Genomic DNA, 18663 nt, shown 5'->3' with positions numbered 1-18663 from the left:
TTCACTCAGGTCGGGGTGTCGCGCCGCCGGAACGCGCCCAGTCCGACCGCCAGCAGCACGGCCGCCACGGCGGTGAGCACCACCAGGGGCAGCACCGTGAGGTCGGCGGCGGGCACCGACGGCACGTGCGTAAAGGGCGACAGGTTCAGCGCCGCCTGCGGCAGCTCCAGCACCGCGCCCAACTGCCCGAGCAGCAGGAAGGCGATCAACACCGTCCAGCTCAGCGCCACCGACCAGCGCGGCACCGCGCCGAACAGGGCGGTCACCACCCCGACGAGCACCAGCAGGGCGGGCAACCGCAACAGCGCCGCCCCGCCCAGCTCGACCGTCCAGCCCATCGGGTCACCGGCCGCCAGGCCGTACCCGAGGCCGGTGGTGAGCCCGGCCAGCAGCACCAGCCACACCGCGCCGAGCACCGCGCCGCCCACCTGCGTACCGAGCCACCGGGTCCGGCTCACCGCCGTCGCCAGCAACGCCTCCAGGATGCCGTCGGACTCGTCGTTGCGCGTCCGCAGCAGGGCCTGCACGACGTACGCGCCGATGGTCAGCGCGTACAGGCCGAGGATCGCGGCCAGGTACGCGTCGACCAGTTCCGCCCCACCGCCGAGCTGGGCGATCGCCTCGGCCGCCGCCGGGTTCTCGGCGATCATCGCGTCCACCTCGTGACCGGCCACCCCCATGGAGAGGCCGAGCACCACCACGGCCACGGTCCAACCGGCCAGAGCGCCCCGCTGCAACCGCCAGGTCAGGCCGACCGGCCCGAGCAGCCCCGAGCCCGCTCGGGCCGGTCCACGCCGCGCGGCCAGCAGCCCGGCGCCGAGGTCCCGGCGTTCGGCCAGCAGATACGCCAGCGCGACCCCGGCCACCAGCAGGACCAGCGGCAGTGCGAGGACCCACCATCGTTCGGTGCCGAAGGCGCGTACCTGGGTGCCCCAGCCGAGCGGCGAGAGCCAGGTCGGCCAGGCGCTGTCCAGCCGGGTGCCGTCGCCGCCGCGCTCGCCGAGCACGTCACCGGCGGCGCGCAGCAGGAACGCGACGCCCACGGTGGCCGCGGCGAGCGCGTTCGCGCTGCGGGAGCTGACCGAGACCTGGGCGGTGACGGCCGCGACACCGGTGAAGGCGACACCGACCCCGCCGATCGCCGCGGCGGCGGCCACCGAGCCGACGACCGGGAGCCCGGCGCCGACGAAGGCCAGGACGAGCAGCGCGGCGGAGGCCAGGTTCGCGCCGACCACCACCAGCAGAGCGGCGGTCAGCAGGGCGTACCGGCCGACGACGTTGGCGCCGAGCAGTTCGGCGCGCCCGGTCTCCTCGTTCTGCCGGGTGTGCCGGACCACGGCGAAGGTGCTCAGCAGCGCGGCGAGCAGGGTGAGGGTGAGGTACGTCTCGGCGACCACCACCGCGCCGAGGTCGGCGCTGGCGATCGGACCGTTGAAGGCGCGCGCGACCACACTGGACAGCGCGGTCTCGGCGTACCCGAGGCGGGTCTGCTCGTCCGGATAGAGGCCGGCGACGCTCTCGGCCAGGCCGTAGCCGATCAGCGGGGTGCCGAGGATCCAGACGGCCAGGCGGGTCCGGTCCCGACGCAGCGCGAGGCGGGCGAGTCGCCCGGTGCCGGTGAAGGCGCTCATCGGGCACCTCCGACGGTGGTCTGCCGCTCGTTGTCGGTCCCCGGCCGCTCGACGTCGGCGCTGTCGCCGTAGTGCCGCAGGAACAGCTCCTCCAGCGTGGGCGGCGTGCTGGTCAGGGCGCGGACCTCGAAGCGGACCAGGTGACCGAGGAGACTGTCCAGGTGCGCCGGCTCCACCTCCAGCTTGACCCGGCCGTCGACCGGCCGGACCTCGTGTACGCCGGGCAGTTCCTCCAGCCCGGTCAGTGGCCGTGCGGTCTCGACGGTCACCGTGGTACGCGCCAGGTGGCGCAGCTCGGCGAGGCTGCCGGACTCCACGGTGCGCCCGTCCCGGATGATGCTGACCCGGTCGCAGAGCGCCTCCACCTCGGCGAGCACGTGGCTGGAGAGCAGCACGCTCGCACCGGCCTGGGTGAGCGTGCGGACCTCCTCCTGGAACACCGCCTCCATCAGCGGGTCCAGACCGGACGTCGGTTCGTCCAGGACGTACAGCTCCACGCCGGAGGCGAAGGCGGCGACGATGGCGACCTTCTGCCGGTTGCCCTTGGAATAGGTGCGGCACTTCTTCGTCGGGTCCAGCTCGAAGCGTCGCAGCAGCTCGTCGCGGCGGCGTTCGTCGAGACCGCCGCGCAACGCGCCGAAGAGGTCGATCGCCTCCCCGCCAGTGAGGTTGGGCCAGAGGTTGACGTCACCGGGTACGTACGCCAACCGCCGGTGCAGCGCGACCGCGTCCCGCCACGGGTCGCCGTCGAGGACGCGTACCTGCCCGGAGTCGCGGCGCAATAGGCCGAGCACGATCCGGATGGTGGTGGACTTGCCCGCGCCGTTGGGTCCCAGGAAGCCGTGCACCTCCCCCGGTTCCACCGTCAGGTCGAGCCCGTCGAGGGCACGTACTCCGCCGAAGGTCTTGACGAGGTTCTCGATCGAGATCACGGACATGGGTGCCTCCTGTCGCTCGGTGTGCCGACCACCCCACTGTACTGACCGACGGTAAGTGGTTTCGCGCAGGTCCCCGTCCGCCGGTCAGGAGGGGCTAGTCTGAACGCCATGACCTGGGAGGAAGTCGACGACACGCGCAGCCGGATCCTGCGTACGGCCCTGCAGATGTTCACCGAGCAGGGCTACCAACGCACCTCGCTGCGCCAGATCGCCGAACGCCTGCGACTGACCAAGGCGGCGATCCTCTATCACTTCCCCAGCAAGGCGCACCTGCTCAGCGATCTCGCCGCGCCGTTCGTGCGGGACCTGGAGGAGCTGCTCGACCGGGCCGAGGCGCTACCGGCGGGGCAGGGCCGTTGGGCGCTGCTGGAGGGCTGGGTGGACGTCATGCTGGCCCACCGGCACTCGCTGGGCATGCTCTATCACGACCTGGCGCTGGTCGGCCAGGGCACCGACTACCAGAGCCTGATGCAGATCGCCATGCGCGCCAACGAGATCGTGGCCGGGCCGAACCCGGGCGTGCGGGAACGTGTCCGGGCGGTGCAGGCGCTCGCGATGTGCGGCGACCCGGTGCTCTTCCTCGCCGAGGTACCCGCACAGGCGCTGCGCGAGGACATGCTCGACGGCGTCCGCCGCCTGCTCACAGACCCCCCACCGGCCACGTCGCAGACCGCCCCGACGGGCGCCCCGCCAACCGTCACCGACCCCGCCGCACCCCCCACCACCGACTCCGCCGTGACCTCCACCGCCGGAGGCGCCCCCACCGCCGACCCGACCGCGAGCAGCCCCGCCGGAGCCCAGGCCGCCGAAGCCGACGGAGGCGGAGCCGCCACCGCCCGTGGTGACACCACCGGCACTGGTGCGGACGGGCCGACCACCCCGGCTGCCAGCCCGCGCCCACGAGGCGGCCGACGACGCCCGGGACGCCCGCGTTCGATGAGCCCGGACCAGGTGTCGGCGGCCCGCCGGATGCACCTGGCGGGCACCCACTCGGCCGACGAGATCGCCGCCGAGTTCGGGGTGTCCCGAGCCACCGTCTACCGCCATCTCGAATCCGACAACGATACTGAGACAGTTTTGAGCTAATTGCGAGACGTCGCAAAACCCAAACCCACCCCCGCCCCACGCCCGCCACCCCGCCCCGCCACCCCACCCCCGCCATCCGCGTTGATCAAGAAGTTTGGGCGCGATTCGCGCGCCCAGGGCGACCAAACTTCTTGATCAACCACTGCGGGGGTGGGGTGGGGTGGGGTGGGAGGGAGGAGGGGGGTTAGCGGAGCAGGTTGAGGTTGGGGTATGTGCGGGTGTGGGCTGGGAAGTTCTCGTCGGTGTACGGGGCGTAGATCCAGGTACGCAGCGAGTTCGCGGCGGTGTCGATCTCCACCAGTCGGACCGGGTTGGTCCGGGGCGAGTGGAACGTCTGCAGGAACGAGTGGATCCGGTTGCCGTGCAGCCCGGTGTCCACCCGCGACGCTGCCGTGCCGGTGTGTCCGGAGAAGACGAACCGGATGTTGGCGTACCGCCGGATCAGGTTGTCGAAGACGTACTGCGGGCTCGTCGACCCGAAGCCGGCACTCTGGCCGATGGTGGCGTCGCTCTCCAGGAAGTGGTGGGTCACCACGATCACGTTGTGCCGGGGGTGCGCCGCGACGACCTGCTGCGCCCAGGCGACCGCGGCCCGTCGGGGCCACAGTTCCAGGGTCAACACCAGCCACTGCACCCCACCGGCGCGGTAGGTGGCGAAGACGTTGTCCACCTTGCCCGGTTCGAACCGCCCCCCGGCGACCCCGAAGCGGTCGACGGTGAAGTACCGGTTGAAGGTGGTGGTGTCGCGCAGCAACGGCCCGGCCGGGCTGCGCAGCGCGCCGTCGGGACCGAAGACCTGGGTGTCGTGGTTGCCCACCGCCAGCGTGTACGGCAGGCCGGCCGCCTCCAGCGGACGCAGGGCGGCACTGGCCCGGGCGTACTGCACGTGGTCGGGGGTGTCGTAGTTGACCACGTCCCCGGAGTGCGTGACGAAACGCAGGTCCAGGGCGGTGCGCTGGGCCACCAGCCAGTCGATGCGCTGCCGCATCCGGGTGTCGCCCGCGGTCAGCACCTCCTCCTGGGTGTCCGGCACCACCGCGAAGCCGAACGTGGTGTCGACCGGCCCGGCCGCCTCCGTCCGGGCGTACGCCACGTGCACGTTGCGGTCGCAGGTGGCGGTGAAGCGGTCGTTGACCAACTCGATGCGGACGGAGTGCCGCCCGTCCGCCAGCGGCGCGCCGACGAGGTAGCTGCCGTAGTCGGTGGCGCTCGCGACGGTCACCTCGCCGACCGGCTGGCCGCCGACGCTCACCCGGACGACCGGCCAGCCGTCGCACTCGTCGCCGATCACGCCGATCACCAGTTGGCCGGAGCCCTGCAACACGGTGGTGGCGTTACTGCTGTTGCGCCACAGCGTGGCGTGGGTGCCCGACGCCGGCACGGGCGTGCCGGTCGCCGGGTTGATCGACCCGTTGACCACGGTGAACGGTGACGGCTCCGCCGCGTTCGCCGTGCCCGCGAGCACGCCGGCCGACAACACGACCACGATCGCCACGATGGCCCGCGTGATCCGCATGTTTGCCCCTCCCTGTCCCACACCGGCACCTGCCGGACATCGGGATGCTAAGGCAGACCGACCGGACATCCCGGGAACGCGACACCAACACGCAGTAATGGCGTGCAAACGAAACGTGACCGAAACGTCGGCGGTCGCATCGGCGTCCCGGTCAGTCCACGTCGACCCAGTCGAGGGTGCGGCGTACCGCCTTCTGCCAGCCGGCGTAGCCGGTCGCCCGATCCTGCGGCGACCAGGTCGGCTGCCAGCGACGGCTCTCGTTCCAGTTCGCCCGCAGCTCGTCGGTGTCCCGCCAGAAGCCGACCGCCAGACCGGCGGCGTACGCGGCGCCGAGGGCGGTGGTCTCGGCGACCACCGGCCGACTCACCGGCACCCCGAGGATGTCCGCCTGCAACTGCATGCACAGGTCGTTGACGGTGACCCCGCCGTCGACCTTGAGGCACTCCAGGGCCACGCCCGAGTCCTGGGCCATCGCCTCGGCCACGTCCCGGCTCTGGTAGCAGATGGCCTCCAGGGTGGCCCGTGCGATGTGGGCGTCGGTGTTGTAGCGGGACAGCCCGACGATGGCCCCGCGCGCGTCGGACCGCCAGTACGGGGCGAACAGTCCGGAGAAGGCGGGTACGAAGTACACCCCGCCGTTGTCGGAGACCTGGCGGGCCAGGTCCTCACTCTGCGCCGCGCTGTTGATGATCTTGAGCTGGTCGCGCAGCCACTGCACGGCCGAGCCGGTGACCGCGATCGACCCCTCCAACGCATAGACCGGGTCCGCTCCGGCGAACTGGTAGCACACGGTGGTGAGCAGGCCCGCCTTCGACCGGACCAGCTCCGTACCGGTGTTGAGCAGCATGAAGTTGCCCGTGCCGTAGGTGTTCTTCGCCTCGCCGGGCGCGAAGCAGACCTGCCCGACGGTGGCCGCCTGCTGGTCCCCCAGGTCGCTGGTGATCCGGACCGGCCCACCGAAGGGTCCGTCGGGCCGGGTGCTGCCGTAGGCGTCCGGGTCGGACGAGGGACGGATGGCCGGCAGCATGGACCGGGGGATGTCGAAGAATGACAGCAGCTCGTCGTCCCAGTCCAGCGTCTCCAGGTCCATCAGCATGGTCCGGCTGGCGTTGGTGACGTCGGTGACGTGTACCCCGCCGTCCGGGCCGCCGGTGAGGTGCCAGAGCAGCCAGGTGTCGGTGTTGCCGAAGACCGCCTCGCCGCGTTCGGCAGCGGCCCGTACCCCGTCGACGTTCTCCAGGATCCACTGGATCTTGCCGGCGGAGAAGTAGGTCGCCGGGGGCAGGCCGGCCCGGCGGCGGATCACGTCACCCCGGCCGTCGCGCTCCAGGGCCGCGGCGATCCGGTCGGTACGGGTGTCCTGCCAAACGATGGCGTTGTAGTACGGCTGACCGGTGCGCGGGTTCCACACCACCGTCGTCTCCCGCTGGTTGGTGACGCCCAGCGCCGCGAGATCGGAGGCGGCGATGCCGTGCGTGTTCAGGGCCGTACGCACGACGGTCCGGGTCCGCTCCCAGATCTCCAGCGGGTTGTGCTCCACCCACCCGGCGCGCGGCAGGATCTGCTGGTGTTCGAGCTGGTGACGACCGATCTCGCGGCCGCCGTGGTCGAAGATCATGAAGCGGGTGCTGGTGGTGCCCTGGTCCACGGCGCCGACGAAGTCAGCCATGCGGGGGTCTCCTTCTCGTCGTGGTCGTCGGGCCGATCCTTCCCGATGTCCGCCCCGATGTCCGCAGCAGGACGACGCCGGGACGGGCCGCCGACGCCCGGTCGGTGCCTCCGACGAGCTGCCGCCCGACGGTCGCGGTACGGTCTGGTTCCGTCCCGTCGCCCACCGCGCCACCACCACCGGCGGCGCCGACCGGGACAGGGAGCACGCCGATGCGGTACGACCTTCGCGACCGGACGATCCTGATCACCGGAGCGGCCCGGGGCATCGGCGCCGCGCTGGCCCGGTGCGCCGCCGCCCGAGGCGCCCGCGTCGCGCTGGTCGGCCTGGAGCCGGCGCTGCTGCGGCAGCTCGCCGCCGAGCTGGACGGGCACTGGTACGAGGCGGACGTGACCGATCAGTCCGCGCTGGACGACGCCGTCACCTCGACCGTCGAGCGGTACGGCGGCATCGACGTGGTGGTGGCCAACGCCGGAATCGCGAACCTGGGGACGGTCGCGCTCGGGCCGGTCGACGCGCTCGCGCGCACCATCGAGGTCAACCTCACCGGCGTGGTGCGTACCGTCAGCGCCGCCCTGCCGCAGGTACTCGCCGCCCGGGGTCACGTGCTGATCGTCTCCTCGGCGGCGGCCTTCGGCGCGATGCCCGGGATGGCCGCGTACTGCGCGTCGAAGGCGGGGGCGGAGCAGTTCGGCAACGTCCTGCGCCTGGAGAACCGCCGGCACGGCCTCACGGTGGGAACCGCGCATCCGATCTGGATCGACACCGATCTGGTCCGGGACCTGCGCGACGACCTGGCCTCGTTCCGGCAGGCCCAACGCAGGCTGCCCTGGCCGCTGAACACCGTCGTCGGCGTCGAACGGTGCGCCGAGGAGTTGCTGCGCGGCATCGAGCGCCGCCGCCGCAAGGTGTACGTGCCGCGCTCGATCGGCCTGGTCCAGGCGTTGCGACCGATCGCGCAGAGCCGGCTGGCCGACGCGGTGATCAGCCGCTTCGGCGGTACGACGATGGTCGCGCAGATGGAGGACGAGGTGCGTCTGCTCGGTCGCTCCTTCGGGCGTACCTCGGTGGAGGGGGGCGGCTCGTGACGCTGCGTTTCCGGCGGGCCGGGACCGGGCAGCCGCTGCTGCTCGTGCACGGCATCGGGCACCGGCACCAGGCGTGGGACCCGGTCTTCGACCGGCTCGCCGCGCATCACGACGTGATCGCGATCGACCTGCCCGGCTTCGGCGAGTCCCCGGTGCCGCCGACCGGGATGCCCACCGACATGGCGGCCATCGTCGCGACGCTCCGGCCGGCACTCGCCGACTGGGGGCTGGACCGGCCGCACGTCGCCGGCTACAGCCTCGGCGGGGCGATCGGCCTGGAGCTGGCCGCCTCCGGACTGGCCGCCTCGGTGACCGCGCTCTCCCCCGCCGGGTTCTTCACCGACGCCGAACGCCGCCGGGCGCTGCGCGCCCTGAGCTGGATGCGGGTCACCAGCCACCTGCCCACACCACTGATCCGGGCCGCGCTGCGGTCGCCGGGGCTGCGCGCGTGGTGCTTCGGCCCGCTGGTGGCCCGTCCGGCGGCGCTGGACGCCGAGCGGGCCCTGGCCGATGCCCTCGCCCTGCGCCGATGCTCCGGTTTCGGCACCGTCGCCCGCGCCGCCCGGGGCTACCGGGTCGACTGCGCCGCACTGGGCGCGTGCGCGACACCGGTCACCATCGGCTGGGGTGACCGAGATCGCATCTTCGGCGTCCACCAGGCCGAGCGGGCCCGCGCCGACCTGCCGGGTGCCCGTGTGCAGACCCTGTCCGGATGCGGGCACGTACCGATGAGCGACGATCCCGAGGCGGTCGCCACGCTGATCCTGGAGACCACCGGCGCGCTGCCCCGCCCGGCCGACCGCCCGGCCACAGCAGGCTGATCGGCCCCCGGCTCACCGCCGTCGGAACCCGTTCAGTGCCTGCGGAACAGGCAGAACTCATTGCCCTCCGGGTCGCTGAGCACGGTCCAGCGCGGCAGCGTACGCCGCACGGTGGCCCCAGCGGCCACCACCGCCGCCAGTTCGTCGTCCTCGGCGGCCAGATCCAGGTGGATCCGGCCGACCGGCGGCAGGTCCCCGGCGGGGGCGATCCAGATGTCCGGTCCGGTCCCGGCCGGGTCGCTCAGCAGCACCGACTCGGTGGGCCCGAGAGTGCGTTCGGCGACTTTGACCCGATCCTCGGGCGCCACCGGCAGACCGGTGACCTGGCTCCAGAACGGGGCCATCAGGTACGGATCACGGCAATGGATGACGATCGCGGCGAGCTGCGGCATTCGATCATGCTAGCCAGCGCCCGAGCAGCACTCGAAGGGCGATGCTTGCTGTTCGGCAAGGGTCGCAGATGTCGGTGGACGACGTAATCTGCCTGCATGAGCAACCTCGCCCAACCGGACGCCGGCGGCACCGGCGGCCCGATGTCGGGGGTCGGCGAGGAGATCTGCCTACTGTCCGAGGCTTTCACCGCACAGACGGTGACACCGTTGCGGCATCTGCTCGCCGCGCAGATCGCCGCCGCCGGTCTCACCGGCGATCTGGCCGAGGATCTCGTCCTGGCCGTACACGAACTGGTCACCAACGCTGTGCTGCACGGCGGCGGCCAGGGGCGTCTGGACCTGATCCGCCGCGCCGACCTGCTCGTCTGCGAGGTCTCCGACCACGGGGACCAGGCCGAGGCAGACCTGACGGTGCACCTGCCGCCCAGCACCACCGCCGGTGGACGCGGCCTCTGGCTGGCCCATCAGCTCACCGGAGCGCTGACCCTCACCCGCCGCCCCGACGGCATGACCGCCACCGTCACCGCCAGCCTGATCGACCCGCCGGCCGCGCTGCCGGGACTGCCGCCCGCCGACCGGCGTGGCGGCGACGAGGGGCTGCCGCGCCGGTAGGCGCGGCAGCCGGCACCCGCGTCAGCCGTTGTGCTTCTGCTGACAGGGCACACAGAACCGGGCGTGCGGCAGGATCTCGAGGCGCTCCCGAGGGATCGTGGTACCGCACTTCTCGCAGCTGCCGTAGCTGCCGCCGGCGAGACGGCGCAGCGCACCGGTGATCTGCTCCAGGCTCTGCCGGGTGGCGGCGATCAGCGCGGCGTTGGTGTGCGCCTCCGACGGGTCGCCGGTGTCGGCCGTCAGCTCGGTCAGCCGGGCCGTCTGCGCCTCGAACTCGTGGGTCAACGTCGCCTGGAGTTCGGTGCGCCACTGCTGGTCGTAGGTTTCGGTGCTCATGTCCCACTTCCTTTCTCGGAAAATAGAAAAGGGCCGAAGCTGTCCGCTTCGCCCCTGGCCGTCGTGTGTGTGCGACGGGATGCCGGGGGGCCCCGACCGGTGGGACGCGGCTGGCCGTGTCCGGCCCGCGCGGACACCCACGCCGGCCGGGTCGCGGCGCACCGCCCCAGCGCAGCCGCCAGCGGCACCGCCGTGGCGACGGCGGCGCGGTCCAGCGGTGCGGCGGGATGCATCGGACCACCATAGGCGGGGCGGCACGGGAATCCAATGGCAAATCCCGGCGGTCGCCGCAGCAGACCCGCCCGTATGTGGACCAAAGCCGCTAAAGTGACAGATACCGCAGCGTGACCGGCACGTCCGCCGCGCCCTGGGGCGGTCGCCGTCCGTTGCCGCCGGTCCGCAGGAGGTGGTGTGATGTCCGAGGCGGTGCACCACTTCTTCGACGGTCTCGCGCGCAACGGCGGTCGCATGCTGCGCCAGGTCTGCGGCACGGTCCGCTTCGACCTGCGGTACCCCGACCACGTCGAGCACTGGCTGGTCACCATCGACCACGGTCGGGTGACGGTCTCCCGGGGCGACGCGGCCCCCGCCGACACCGTGATCGGCACCGATGAGGCGCTGTTCCTGCGGATGGCGCACGGCCAGGTCAAGCCGCTACCCGCCTGGCTGCGCAACGACTTCACCGCGGACGGCGAGTTCCGGTTCGTGATCATGCTGGAGCGGATCTTCGCTCCGCCACCGGGTGCCCGCCACCCCCGGGAGGTAGCCGGTGGCGGGAGCCCGGCCCAGGAGCGGACCTGACGTGAAGAAGCTGGTCCGCATCCTCGACGGCAACGTCTTCGCGCTCAGCGAGGACAACGGCGACATGGCGTTCAGCCCCACCAACCCCAGCGGTTTCTTCGCCTTCGACACCCGGTTCCTGTCCACCTGGCGGCTGAGCCTGGACGGGGAGCAGCTCAACCCGCTGGCCGTGCACGACCCCAGCTACTACGAGATCAGGTTCTTCCTGGTGCCCGGTCACCCGACCCACTACGTGGACGCCAAGGTGTCGGTGATCCGGGACCGGTGGATCTCGGGCTGCGGATTCGTCGAGCAGTTGACCGTGCTCAACCACACCGGCGAGGCGGTCGACCACGTCCTGCGCGTCGAGGTGGACAGCGACTTCGCCCCGATCTACAACGTGGTGTGGCCGCACGCCTCGACGCTGCGCGGCTATCGCGAGGTGTCCGACGGCTGCCTGCGACTGGGTTACCGGCGGGAGAAGTTCCACCGGCTCACCGACGTCTCCTCCAGCGAGCCCGCCGAGGTCGACGAGCGCGGGCTGACGTTCCGGATCCGGGTCGACCGGCAGGGCAAGTGGAGCACGAGACTCCAGGTGACCGGCCTGGCCCCCAGCCCGAACGGTGAGGACATCCGGACCCGGCTCGGCCACCACGGGCACCAGAAGGGCGCGCGGCTGCGCCACGACCTGAGCGAGTGGCTGGCCGACGCACCGCAGCTCTCCTGCGACTGGGAACCGATGGCCGTCACCTACCGGCGTGGTCTGGTGGACCTGGCCGGTCTGCGCTACACGCCGCTGGCCGCGCCGCACGAGTCCATGCCGGCGGCCGGACTGCCCTGGTCGGCCACGATCATCGGCCGCGACAGCATCTTCACCTGCTTCCAGACGCTGCCCTTCGTACCCCGCCTGGCCACCACCACGCTGCGCCTGCTCGCCCTGAACCAGGGCACGGTGCTCGACGACTTCCGGGACGAGGAGCCCGGGAAGATCCTCAACGAGTTCCGGTACGGCGAGATGGCGGCCTTCGAGGAACGCCCGCAGTCGCCGTACTTCGGCGGGGCGGACGTCACGCCGCTCTTCGTCGTGCTGCTCGACGAGTACGAACGCTGGACCGGTGACGGTGCGCTGGTCCGCGAGCTGGAGGACGCCGCCCGGGCCGCGTTGCGCTGGATCGACGAGTACGGCGACCTTCGCGGCGACGGGTACATCTGGTACCAGCCGCGCAACGAGCGCAGCGGGGCGAAGAACCACTGCTGGAAGGACACCCCGGAGGCGATCTGCTACCGCGACGGCCGGCTGCCCGGGCTGCCCCGCGCCACCTGCGAGTTGCAGGGCTACGCGTACGACGCGAAACGGCGCGGCGCCCGGCTGGCCCGCGAGTTCTGGGGCGACCCGGCGTACGCCGACCGCCTGGAGCGGCAGGCGGCGGAGCTCAAGCAGCGGTTCAACCGGGACTTCTGGATCGACGACGGCGGGTACTTCGCGCTGGCGCTGGGGCCCGACGGCGACCGGGTGGACGCCCTGGCGTCGAACATGGGGCACCTGTTGTGGAGCGGCATCACCGACGACGACAAGGCCGCAGCGGTCGCCGACCACCTGCTCGGGCCCCGGCTGTTCTCCGGCTGGGGCGTCCGGACGCTCGCCACCGAGCAGGTCAGCTACAACCCGCTCGGCTACCACGTCGGCACCGTGTGGCCGTTCGACAACTCGTTGATCGCGATGGGACTGCGCCGGTACGGCTTCCTCGCCGAGGCCGGCGTCATCGCGGAGAGCATCGTCGACGCGGCGCAGCACTTCGCCGGACGGGTACCGGAGTCGTTCGCCGGCTACGACCGGGAGCTGACCCGCTTCCCGGTGCCGTACCCGGCGGCGAACAGCCCGCAGGCCTCCGCCACCGGCGCGATCTTCCTGCTGCTGCGGACCCTGCTCGGTCTGGAGCCGTACGGCGAGCACCTGGTGGTGCATCCGGCGATCCCGGAGCGGTTCGGCCGGATCGAACTGCTCGACATCCCGGGTCGCTGGGGCCACAAGGACGCGATCGGCAACGCCCGCACGGGCGCGCCCTGATCGGACGGGGCCTCGCAGGGACGGCGGCGGGGCAGGTGAGCGGCGCTCCGGCGGGTAACGTGCAGCGGCATGACCGGCCTGCCGTACTCGCACTGCTCGTACTGCGGTGCCGCCTACCCGGCGGACGCCGGGTGGCCCCGGATCTGCGCGGCCTGCGGCCAGACGGTCTGGCGCAACCCGTTGCCGGTCGCCGTGGCGCTGCTGCCGGTGCAGACCGCCGACGGCCTCGGGCTGGTCGTCGTCCGGCGGGACATCGAGCCGGCGCGCGGCCTGCTCGCGCTGCCCGGTGGCTTCGTCGAACACGGTGAGGACTGGCGCGAGGCGTTGGTGCGGGAGCTGTGGGAGGAGACCTGGCTGCGCGCGGAGGCGGCCGACGCGCGGCTGGTCGCGGTGCACAGCGCCCCGGCCGGCGGCACCTTGATGATCTTCGGTGAGCTGCCGGCCCGCCGGTCCGAGGAGCTTCCGCCGTCGGCGCCGACGGCGGAGGCCACCGAATGGCTGGTGCTGACCGAGCCGACCGATCTGGCGTTCTCCACCCACACCCGGGTACTGGCCGACTTCTTCGCCGCCCGGCGCTGACCCCGGGCGTCAGGGCCGGGCGTTGCGGGTCAGGGCCGTCCGGTCGGCACCGGCGGGGTGGCGAACGGGATGCCGGTGGGCTGCGACACCGTCGGCGCGCCGGCCGGGTGGTGCCACAGCCCCCGGGCGCGCAGGATCGGCAGCACCCCCTCGCCGAACCAGTAGGCCTCCTCGACGTGCGGATGCCCGGAAAGCACGAACTCGTCCAGGCCGAGCGCGTGGTACTCGGCGATCCGGTCGGCGACCTCGGTGTGGCTGCCCACCAGGGCGGTGCCCGCGCCCCCTCGGACCAGGCCGACACCGGCCCACAGGTTCGGGCTGATCTCCAGGCCGTCCCGGGACCCGCCGTGCAGGTCGAGCATCCGCCGCTGCCCCTCGGACTCGCTGCGGCGCAGCCCCTCCTGCGCGGCGGCGATGTCGGCGTCGGCGATGCCGTCGAGCAACCGCCGGGCCTGCGTCCACGCCTCGTCGCTGGTGTCCCGGGAGATGACGTGCAGCCGGATGCCGAACCGGACCGTCCGGCCGGCCTCGGCGGCCAGCTTGCGGATCCAGTCCAGCTTGGCGGCGACCTGCGCCGGCGGCTCGCCCCAGGTCAGGTAGACGTCGCTGTGCCGGGCGGCGACCGGGCCGGCCGCCGCCGACGAGCCGCCGAAGTAGACCGGCGGGGCCGGCTCGGGCAGCCGGGCCAGGCGGGCCTGCTCGACGCGCACGTGAGCACCGGCGTGGTCGACCGTCTCACCGCGCCAGAGCGCCCGCACCACGTGCAGGAACTCGTCGGTACGCGCGTACCGGGCGTCCTTGTCCAGGAAGTCGCCGTACGCCCGCTGCTCGTGCGACTCGCCGCCGGTGACCACGTTGACCAGCAGCCGTCCCTCGGAGAGTCGCTGGAAGGTGGCGCCCATCTGCGCGGCGAGGGTCGGCGAGAGCAGGCCGGGCCGGAAGGCGACCAGGAACTTCAGCCGCTCGGTGACCTCGGTGAGCATGGCGGTGGTCAGCCAGGCGTCCTCGCACCAGGCCCCGGTCGGGGTGAGCGCGCCGACGAAGCCGAGTTGCTCCGCCGTGCGGGCGATCTGGCCGAGGTAGCCGATGGTGGGCGGGCGGGAGCCGCCGGCCCTTCCCGCCGACATGCCGTGCCCGCCGCCGACGATGTCCCGGCTGTCGCCGTACGTGGGCAGGAACCAGTGGAACGTCAACGACATGACTCGATCCTTCGGGCGCGCAGGGGTGGGTCCGGCCGTCCACTCCTGAGAGATGAGACGACCACGCGGACAGACTACCGATAAAACCTATCGGTTTAGTAGGCTGCTGCCGTCACGGACTCGTGTCGATGTCCGGCGATCCCCCCTTCGCTGTGTCCAGGAGACCTCATGCGTACCCCTTCCCCACGTCGTGCCCGCACCGCGCTGCTCACGGCGCTCGCCCTGGTCGCCGCGGTCGGCCTCACCGCGTGCGGCGGGTCGGCCAGCGGTGACGACGACACTCCCCGACTGCGCATCGGCTACCAGCGGTTCGGCGGCCTGAGCCTGGTCAAGGCGCGCGGCGAGGCGCCGGACGCCGAGTGGTCGCTGTTCGAGAGCGGCCCGGCGCTGACCGAGGCACTCAAGGCCGGATCGATCGACATCGGACAGACCGGTGAGGCACCCCCGATCTTCGCCGCCGCCGGCAAGATCCCGTTCTCCGTCATCGGGACCTCCGAGCCGATCCCGCAGGGCGAGGCGGTGCTGGTCAAGGAGGACTCCGGGATCCGCACCTTCGCCGACCTGAAGGGACGCACGGTCGCCCTGAACAAGGGCTCCAACGTGCACTGGCTGCTGGTGCGGTTGTTGGAGGCGAACAACCTGACGTTGCAGGACATCAACGTCAGATACCTCAAACCCGCCGAGGGGCGGCCCGCCTTCGACAACGGGCAGGTCGACGCCTGGGTGATCTGGGACCCGTACTTCGCCCTCGCCGAGCGCCCCGGGGTCCGGATCCTGGCCGACGCCACCGGCCTGGCCAGCAACCGCGAGTACGTGCTGGCCCACCCGGACGCGCTGGCGGACAAGTCCCCGCAGATCGAGTCGTTCCTGCGTACCTACCGGACGGTCACCGACTGGGGCATCGCCAACCCCGCCGAACGCGCCGCGGTGCTCGCCCCCGAGCTGAAGATCGCCGAGGACGTCACCAGTCGGGCACTGGACCGTAGCGCCCGCTCCCTGGCCCCGGTCACCCCCGCCGTCGGTGACGAGTTGCAGGCCATCGCGGACGGCTTCGCCACGCTGGAACTCATCCCCGGCCCGGTCGACATCCGGTCCCGGATCGACGACCGCTTCAACGAGGTGTACCAGTGACCAGGGCGACCGCACCCCCTGTCGTGGCACCGGCGGCATCAGGCCCGGCAGATCTCGGTACGCCGAAGCCCCGCGAAGGGCGTCGACGTACCACGATCTCGGCGATCGCCTGGTGGCGGCTGGCCAGTCCGGTGCTGCTGGTGGGCGGCTGGGAACTGGCCGCCCGGACCGGACTGCTCGCCCCGGAGAAGTTGCCCGCACCGAGCACCGTGCTGGTCACCGGTTGGCGGCTGGCCAGCGACGGCACCCTGCTGACCCACCTGCTCGACTCGCTCAGCCGGGCCGGTGCCGGGCTGCTCATCGGCGGCGGGCTCGCCCTGCTCCTCGGCGCCGTCGCCGGGCTGCTGCGCCTCGGTGACGACCTGATCGACCCACCGGTGCAGATGGCCCGGATGCTGCCGCACCTCGGACTGGTACCGCTGCTGATCATCTGGGTCGGCATCGGTGAGTCGCTGAAGATCAGTCTGGTCGCCCTCGGCGCGTTCTTCCCGCTCTACTTCAACACCTACGCCGGCATCCGGGACATCGACGAACGACTGGTCGAGGCGGCTCGTACCTGCGGGCTGGGGTCGCTCGCCCGGCTGCGGCACGTGGTGCTGCCCGGCGCGCTGCCCGCCCTGTTCCTGGGGCTACGGCTGGCCATCGGTGCCGCCTGGCTCAGCCTGGTGGTCGGGGAACAGGTCAACGCGCAGACCGGCATCGGCTTCCTGATGATGGAGGCCCGCGAGTTCAGCCAGACCGACGTGGTGGTCCTCGGCCTGCTCGTCTACGCCCTGCTCGGGCTGCTCTCCGACGTGGCCATCCGCACCCTGGAAAGGAGAACGCTGTCATGGCGACGCGGACTTCGGGCAACCTGACCGCCGGGACGGCGGTGCTGACCGCGACCGGCGTACGCCGTGACTTCGGCACCACCACCGTGCTGGCCGGCACCTCGCTGAGCATCGCGCCGGGCGAGGTCGTCGCCCTGCTCGGCGGCAGCGGCTCCGGCAAGAGCACCCTGCTACGCGTACTCGCCGGCCTCGACGAGGAGGCCACCGGCGAGACCGTCCTGCGCGGCACCGCCGCGGTCGTCTTCCAGGAGCACCGGCTGCTGCCGTGGAAACGGGTCGCCGACAACGTCGCGCTCGGGCTCTCCGGCCCGGACGTGGCAGGCCGCGTCGACCGGGCGCTGGCCGAGGTCGGTCTCGCCGACCGGCATCGCGCCTGGCCCGCCGAACTCTCCGGCGGCCAAGCACAGCGGGTCGCGGTGGCCCGAGCCTTGGTACGCGAACCTGACGTGCTGCTGCTCGACGAACCGTTCGGCGCGCTCGACGCGCTCACCCGGCTCCGGATGCAGGCGCTGCTGCGTCGGCTACGCACCGAACACGGCTTCGCCGCGCTGCTGGTCACCCACGACGTCGAGGAGGCACTGCTGCTCGCCGACCGGTTGCTCCTGCTGGAGTCCGGCGTCATCGCCGAGGAACTGGACGTACCCCTCGGCCCGAACCGGACTCCCGACGACCCGGCCTTCGGCGCACTACGCCGCCGCCTGCTCGACCGACTCGGCGTACCCACCTGAGGAGGGACGTCACCGCTCAGGCGACGAAGCTGCCGCCCTTGACACCCCGGACGAAGCCGGCCCACTGGCCGGAGCTGAACGACAGCACCGGCCCCTGCCGATCCTTACTGTCCCGCACCGCGACCACGGCCGGGAGATTGTCGGCCACCTCGACACAGTTCCCGGTCGACCCCGACCGGGTGCTCTTGCGCCAGGTCGCGCGACTCGGGTTCATGCGGGTCCTCCTACTTGACCAACTCCTCGGCCAACGCGAGCAGCCTATCCCGAGTGGGCTTCGGTCCCAGAGCCACAGCTTGAAGCTGTTCATGAGCTGTGGCGTATGCAGAGATCTCCGCGGGCCTGTCCAGATACAGCGCACCGGTGAGAGTGCCGACATACACCATCTTCTCCTCGGCAGCGTCCGGATAGGGCTCCGGCAGGGGTGGGAAGTCGAGGATGACGAAGCTGCCGTCGAAGCCGAGGCCGGTGGAGTACGGCAGTAGCTGAACTTGGACATTGCTCCGAGTGGAGTGCTCGACCAGGAGCCTGATCTGCCGGTGCAGCACCTCGGGTCCTCCCACCACGCGGCGGACGGCTCCTTCGTCGATCACCACTCGCAGTATCGGCGGGTCATCCTTGGCCAGGATCTTCTGGCGTTCCATGCGGAGTGACACCTGCCGCTCGATCTCGTCGTCGCGCAGGGGTATCGGACCGGTCTGGAAGACCGCGCGGGCATACTCCTCGCCCTGAAGCAGACCCGGGAACATCTGGCACTCGTACGTGCGGATGACCGATGCCTCGGACTCCATGCCCACGTACGCCGTGAACCAGTCGGGCAGGACGTCGCTGTACCGCTGCCACCACCCACGCTGCTTCGCTTGACGTGCCACCGCGACCACTGCTTCGGCCTGGTCGCCCTCCACTCCGTACAGCGTCAGGAGTGCGCGCACGTCGTTCGGGTGTGGACGCACGTCACCGTTCTCGACGCGGCTGAGCCAGCTTCCGTCGTGATCCACCTGTTGGGCCGCATCTGCGGACGTGTGGCCGGCCCGCTCACGAAGCTTCCGCAAGGTGAGCGCCAGCCGCCGCCGCTGGACGGTGGGACTTTGACGGGTGGCCATGGGGCCATCGTGCCACACGCACGAGGCGACTTCCTTTCGCATTCCAGTCGACCGCACATCTTGAATCCGCATATTGCGGATTATCGGATTGCGTGAAACGGTGTCACTGGGTGTGGTGGTCGGATGACCGGGCGTGGCCCGGCCGCCACGCCCCTCACG

At 71.8% G+C, this 18663-nt stretch carries 19 protein-coding genes; 10 read left to right on the top strand and 9 right to left on the bottom strand.

Annotation, left to right across the window (positions count from 1 at the left end):
- Positions 1–5 precede the first annotated feature (5 nt).
- Together ACZ31C_RS12295 and ACZ31C_RS12290 are read right to left on the bottom strand one after the other, a co-directional pair.
- Positions 6–1631 carry an ABC transporter permease gene (locus tag ACZ31C_RS12295; RefSeq protein WP_465795318.1) on the bottom strand — a complete coding sequence of 542 codons (1626 nt, stop codon included), beginning with the start codon at positions 1629–1631 and terminating at the stop codon, positions 6–8.
- Positions 1628–2569, bottom strand: a complete 942-nt coding sequence (locus ACZ31C_RS12290) for an ABC transporter ATP-binding protein (protein WP_465795317.1) — start codon at positions 2567–2569, stop codon at positions 1628–1630. Before ACZ31C_RS12290 ends, ACZ31C_RS12295 begins: the two co-directional genes overlap by 4 nt.
- 108 nt (positions 2570–2677) lie before the next feature.
- On the opposite strand from ACZ31C_RS12290, the gene ACZ31C_RS12285 reads away from it, so the two are divergent.
- Complete coding sequence (locus ACZ31C_RS12285) at positions 2678–3655, top strand: TetR family transcriptional regulator (protein WP_465795316.1); 978 nt, start codon at positions 2678–2680, stop codon at positions 3653–3655.
- A gap of 184 nt (positions 3656–3839) precedes the next feature.
- On the opposite strand, the gene ACZ31C_RS12280 is transcribed toward ACZ31C_RS12285, so the two are convergent.
- Together ACZ31C_RS12280 and glpK are read right to left on the bottom strand one after the other, a co-directional pair.
- Entirely contained in the window at positions 3840–5171 is a 1332-nt protein-coding gene (locus tag ACZ31C_RS12280; protein WP_465795315.1) for a carbohydrate-binding domain-containing protein, read from the bottom strand.
- Between the two features lie 151 nt (positions 5172–5322).
- Entirely contained in the window at positions 5323–6840 is a 1518-nt protein-coding gene (glpK, locus tag ACZ31C_RS12275) for a glycerol kinase GlpK (protein ID WP_465795314.1), read from the bottom strand.
- Positions 6841–7052: 212 nt separating this feature from the next.
- Here glpK and ACZ31C_RS12270 point away from each other — a divergent pair, with 212 nt between their 5' ends.
- Positions 7053–7928 carry an SDR family oxidoreductase gene (locus ACZ31C_RS12270; RefSeq protein ID WP_465795313.1) on the top strand — a complete coding sequence of 292 codons (876 nt, stop codon included), beginning with the start codon at positions 7053–7055 and terminating at the stop codon, positions 7926–7928.
- Positions 7925–8749 (top strand): alpha/beta fold hydrolase, encoded by an 825-nt coding sequence (locus ACZ31C_RS12265; protein ID WP_465795312.1) that lies wholly within the window; start codon positions 7925–7927, stop codon positions 8747–8749. Before ACZ31C_RS12270 ends, ACZ31C_RS12265 begins: the two co-directional genes overlap by 4 nt.
- Before the next feature lie 32 nt (positions 8750–8781).
- Here the strand turns inward: ACZ31C_RS12265 and ACZ31C_RS12260 are convergent, their stop codons facing one another.
- Positions 8782–9141 (bottom strand): VOC family protein, encoded by a 360-nt coding sequence (locus ACZ31C_RS12260; RefSeq protein ID WP_465795311.1) that lies wholly within the window; start codon positions 9139–9141, stop codon positions 8782–8784.
- Positions 9142–9237: 96 nt separating this feature from the next.
- Between ACZ31C_RS12260 and ACZ31C_RS12255 the strand changes: the two genes are divergently transcribed.
- A complete protein-coding gene (locus tag ACZ31C_RS12255) occupies positions 9238–9753 on the top strand; it encodes an ATP-binding protein (protein ID WP_465795310.1) in 516 nt (171 codons plus the stop codon).
- Positions 9754–9774: 21 nt separating this feature from the next.
- On the opposite strand, the gene ACZ31C_RS12250 is transcribed toward ACZ31C_RS12255, so the two are convergent.
- The gene (locus tag ACZ31C_RS12250; RefSeq protein WP_465795309.1) at positions 9775–10089 is read right to left on the bottom strand and encodes a TraR/DksA family transcriptional regulator; all 315 of its coding nucleotides are present in this window, start codon (positions 10087–10089) and stop codon (positions 9775–9777) included.
- Positions 10090–10503: 414 nt separating this feature from the next.
- Between ACZ31C_RS12250 and ACZ31C_RS12245 the strand changes: the two genes are divergently transcribed.
- The 3 genes from ACZ31C_RS12245 to ACZ31C_RS12235 all read left to right on the top strand — a co-directional run bounded on the left by ACZ31C_RS12245 (position 10504) and on the right by ACZ31C_RS12235 (position 13516).
- On the top strand, positions 10504–10890 hold the full coding sequence (locus ACZ31C_RS12245; protein ID WP_465795308.1) for an SCP2 sterol-binding domain-containing protein: 387 nt from the start codon (positions 10504–10506) through the stop codon (positions 10888–10890).
- A 1-nt stretch (position 10891) separates the two neighbouring features.
- A complete protein-coding gene (locus ACZ31C_RS12240; RefSeq protein ID WP_465795307.1) occupies positions 10892–12937 on the top strand; it encodes an amylo-alpha-1,6-glucosidase in 2046 nt (681 codons plus the stop codon).
- Between the two features lie 69 nt (positions 12938–13006).
- Positions 13007–13516 (top strand): NUDIX domain-containing protein, encoded by a 510-nt coding sequence (locus tag ACZ31C_RS12235; protein ID WP_465795306.1) that lies wholly within the window; start codon positions 13007–13009, stop codon positions 13514–13516.
- A 29-nt stretch (positions 13517–13545) separates the two neighbouring features.
- Here ACZ31C_RS12235 and ACZ31C_RS12230 read toward each other — a convergent pair whose 3' ends face one another.
- Positions 13546–14715 (bottom strand): LLM class flavin-dependent oxidoreductase, encoded by a 1170-nt coding sequence (locus ACZ31C_RS12230; protein ID WP_465795305.1) that lies wholly within the window; start codon positions 14713–14715, stop codon positions 13546–13548.
- A gap of 168 nt (positions 14716–14883) precedes the next feature.
- On the opposite strand from ACZ31C_RS12230, the gene ACZ31C_RS12225 reads away from it, so the two are divergent.
- From ACZ31C_RS12225 to ACZ31C_RS12215, 3 genes are read left to right on the top strand one after another with little or no spacing between them, the layout of a single operon-like run.
- The gene (locus ACZ31C_RS12225) at positions 14884–15846 is read left to right on the top strand and encodes an aliphatic sulfonate ABC transporter substrate-binding protein (protein WP_465795304.1); all 963 of its coding nucleotides are present in this window, start codon (positions 14884–14886) and stop codon (positions 15844–15846) included.
- Positions 15843–16703 carry an ABC transporter permease gene (locus tag ACZ31C_RS12220; protein ID WP_465795303.1) on the top strand — a complete coding sequence of 287 codons (861 nt, stop codon included), beginning with the start codon at positions 15843–15845 and terminating at the stop codon, positions 16701–16703. Before ACZ31C_RS12225 ends, ACZ31C_RS12220 begins: the two co-directional genes overlap by 4 nt.
- The gene (locus tag ACZ31C_RS12215; protein WP_465795302.1) at positions 16676–17404 is read left to right on the top strand and encodes an ABC transporter ATP-binding protein; all 729 of its coding nucleotides are present in this window, start codon (positions 16676–16678) and stop codon (positions 17402–17404) included. Before ACZ31C_RS12220 ends, ACZ31C_RS12215 begins: the two co-directional genes overlap by 28 nt.
- A 16-nt stretch (positions 17405–17420) precedes the next feature.
- Here ACZ31C_RS12215 and ACZ31C_RS12210 read toward each other — a convergent pair whose 3' ends face one another.
- The gene (locus tag ACZ31C_RS12210) at positions 17421–17618 is read right to left on the bottom strand and encodes a DUF397 domain-containing protein (protein WP_465795301.1); all 198 of its coding nucleotides are present in this window, start codon (positions 17616–17618) and stop codon (positions 17421–17423) included.
- A 10-nt stretch (positions 17619–17628) separates the two neighbouring features.
- The gene (locus ACZ31C_RS12205) at positions 17629–18504 is read right to left on the bottom strand and encodes a helix-turn-helix domain-containing protein (protein WP_357212095.1); all 876 of its coding nucleotides are present in this window, start codon (positions 18502–18504) and stop codon (positions 17629–17631) included.
- Between the last annotated feature and the right edge of the window lie 159 nt (positions 18505–18663).

Source organism: Micromonospora sp. NPDC023869 (assembly GCF_055559695.1).
Note: the sequence above shows the minus strand (reverse complement) of the source record. Positions and strands in the feature narration are given on the sequence as shown.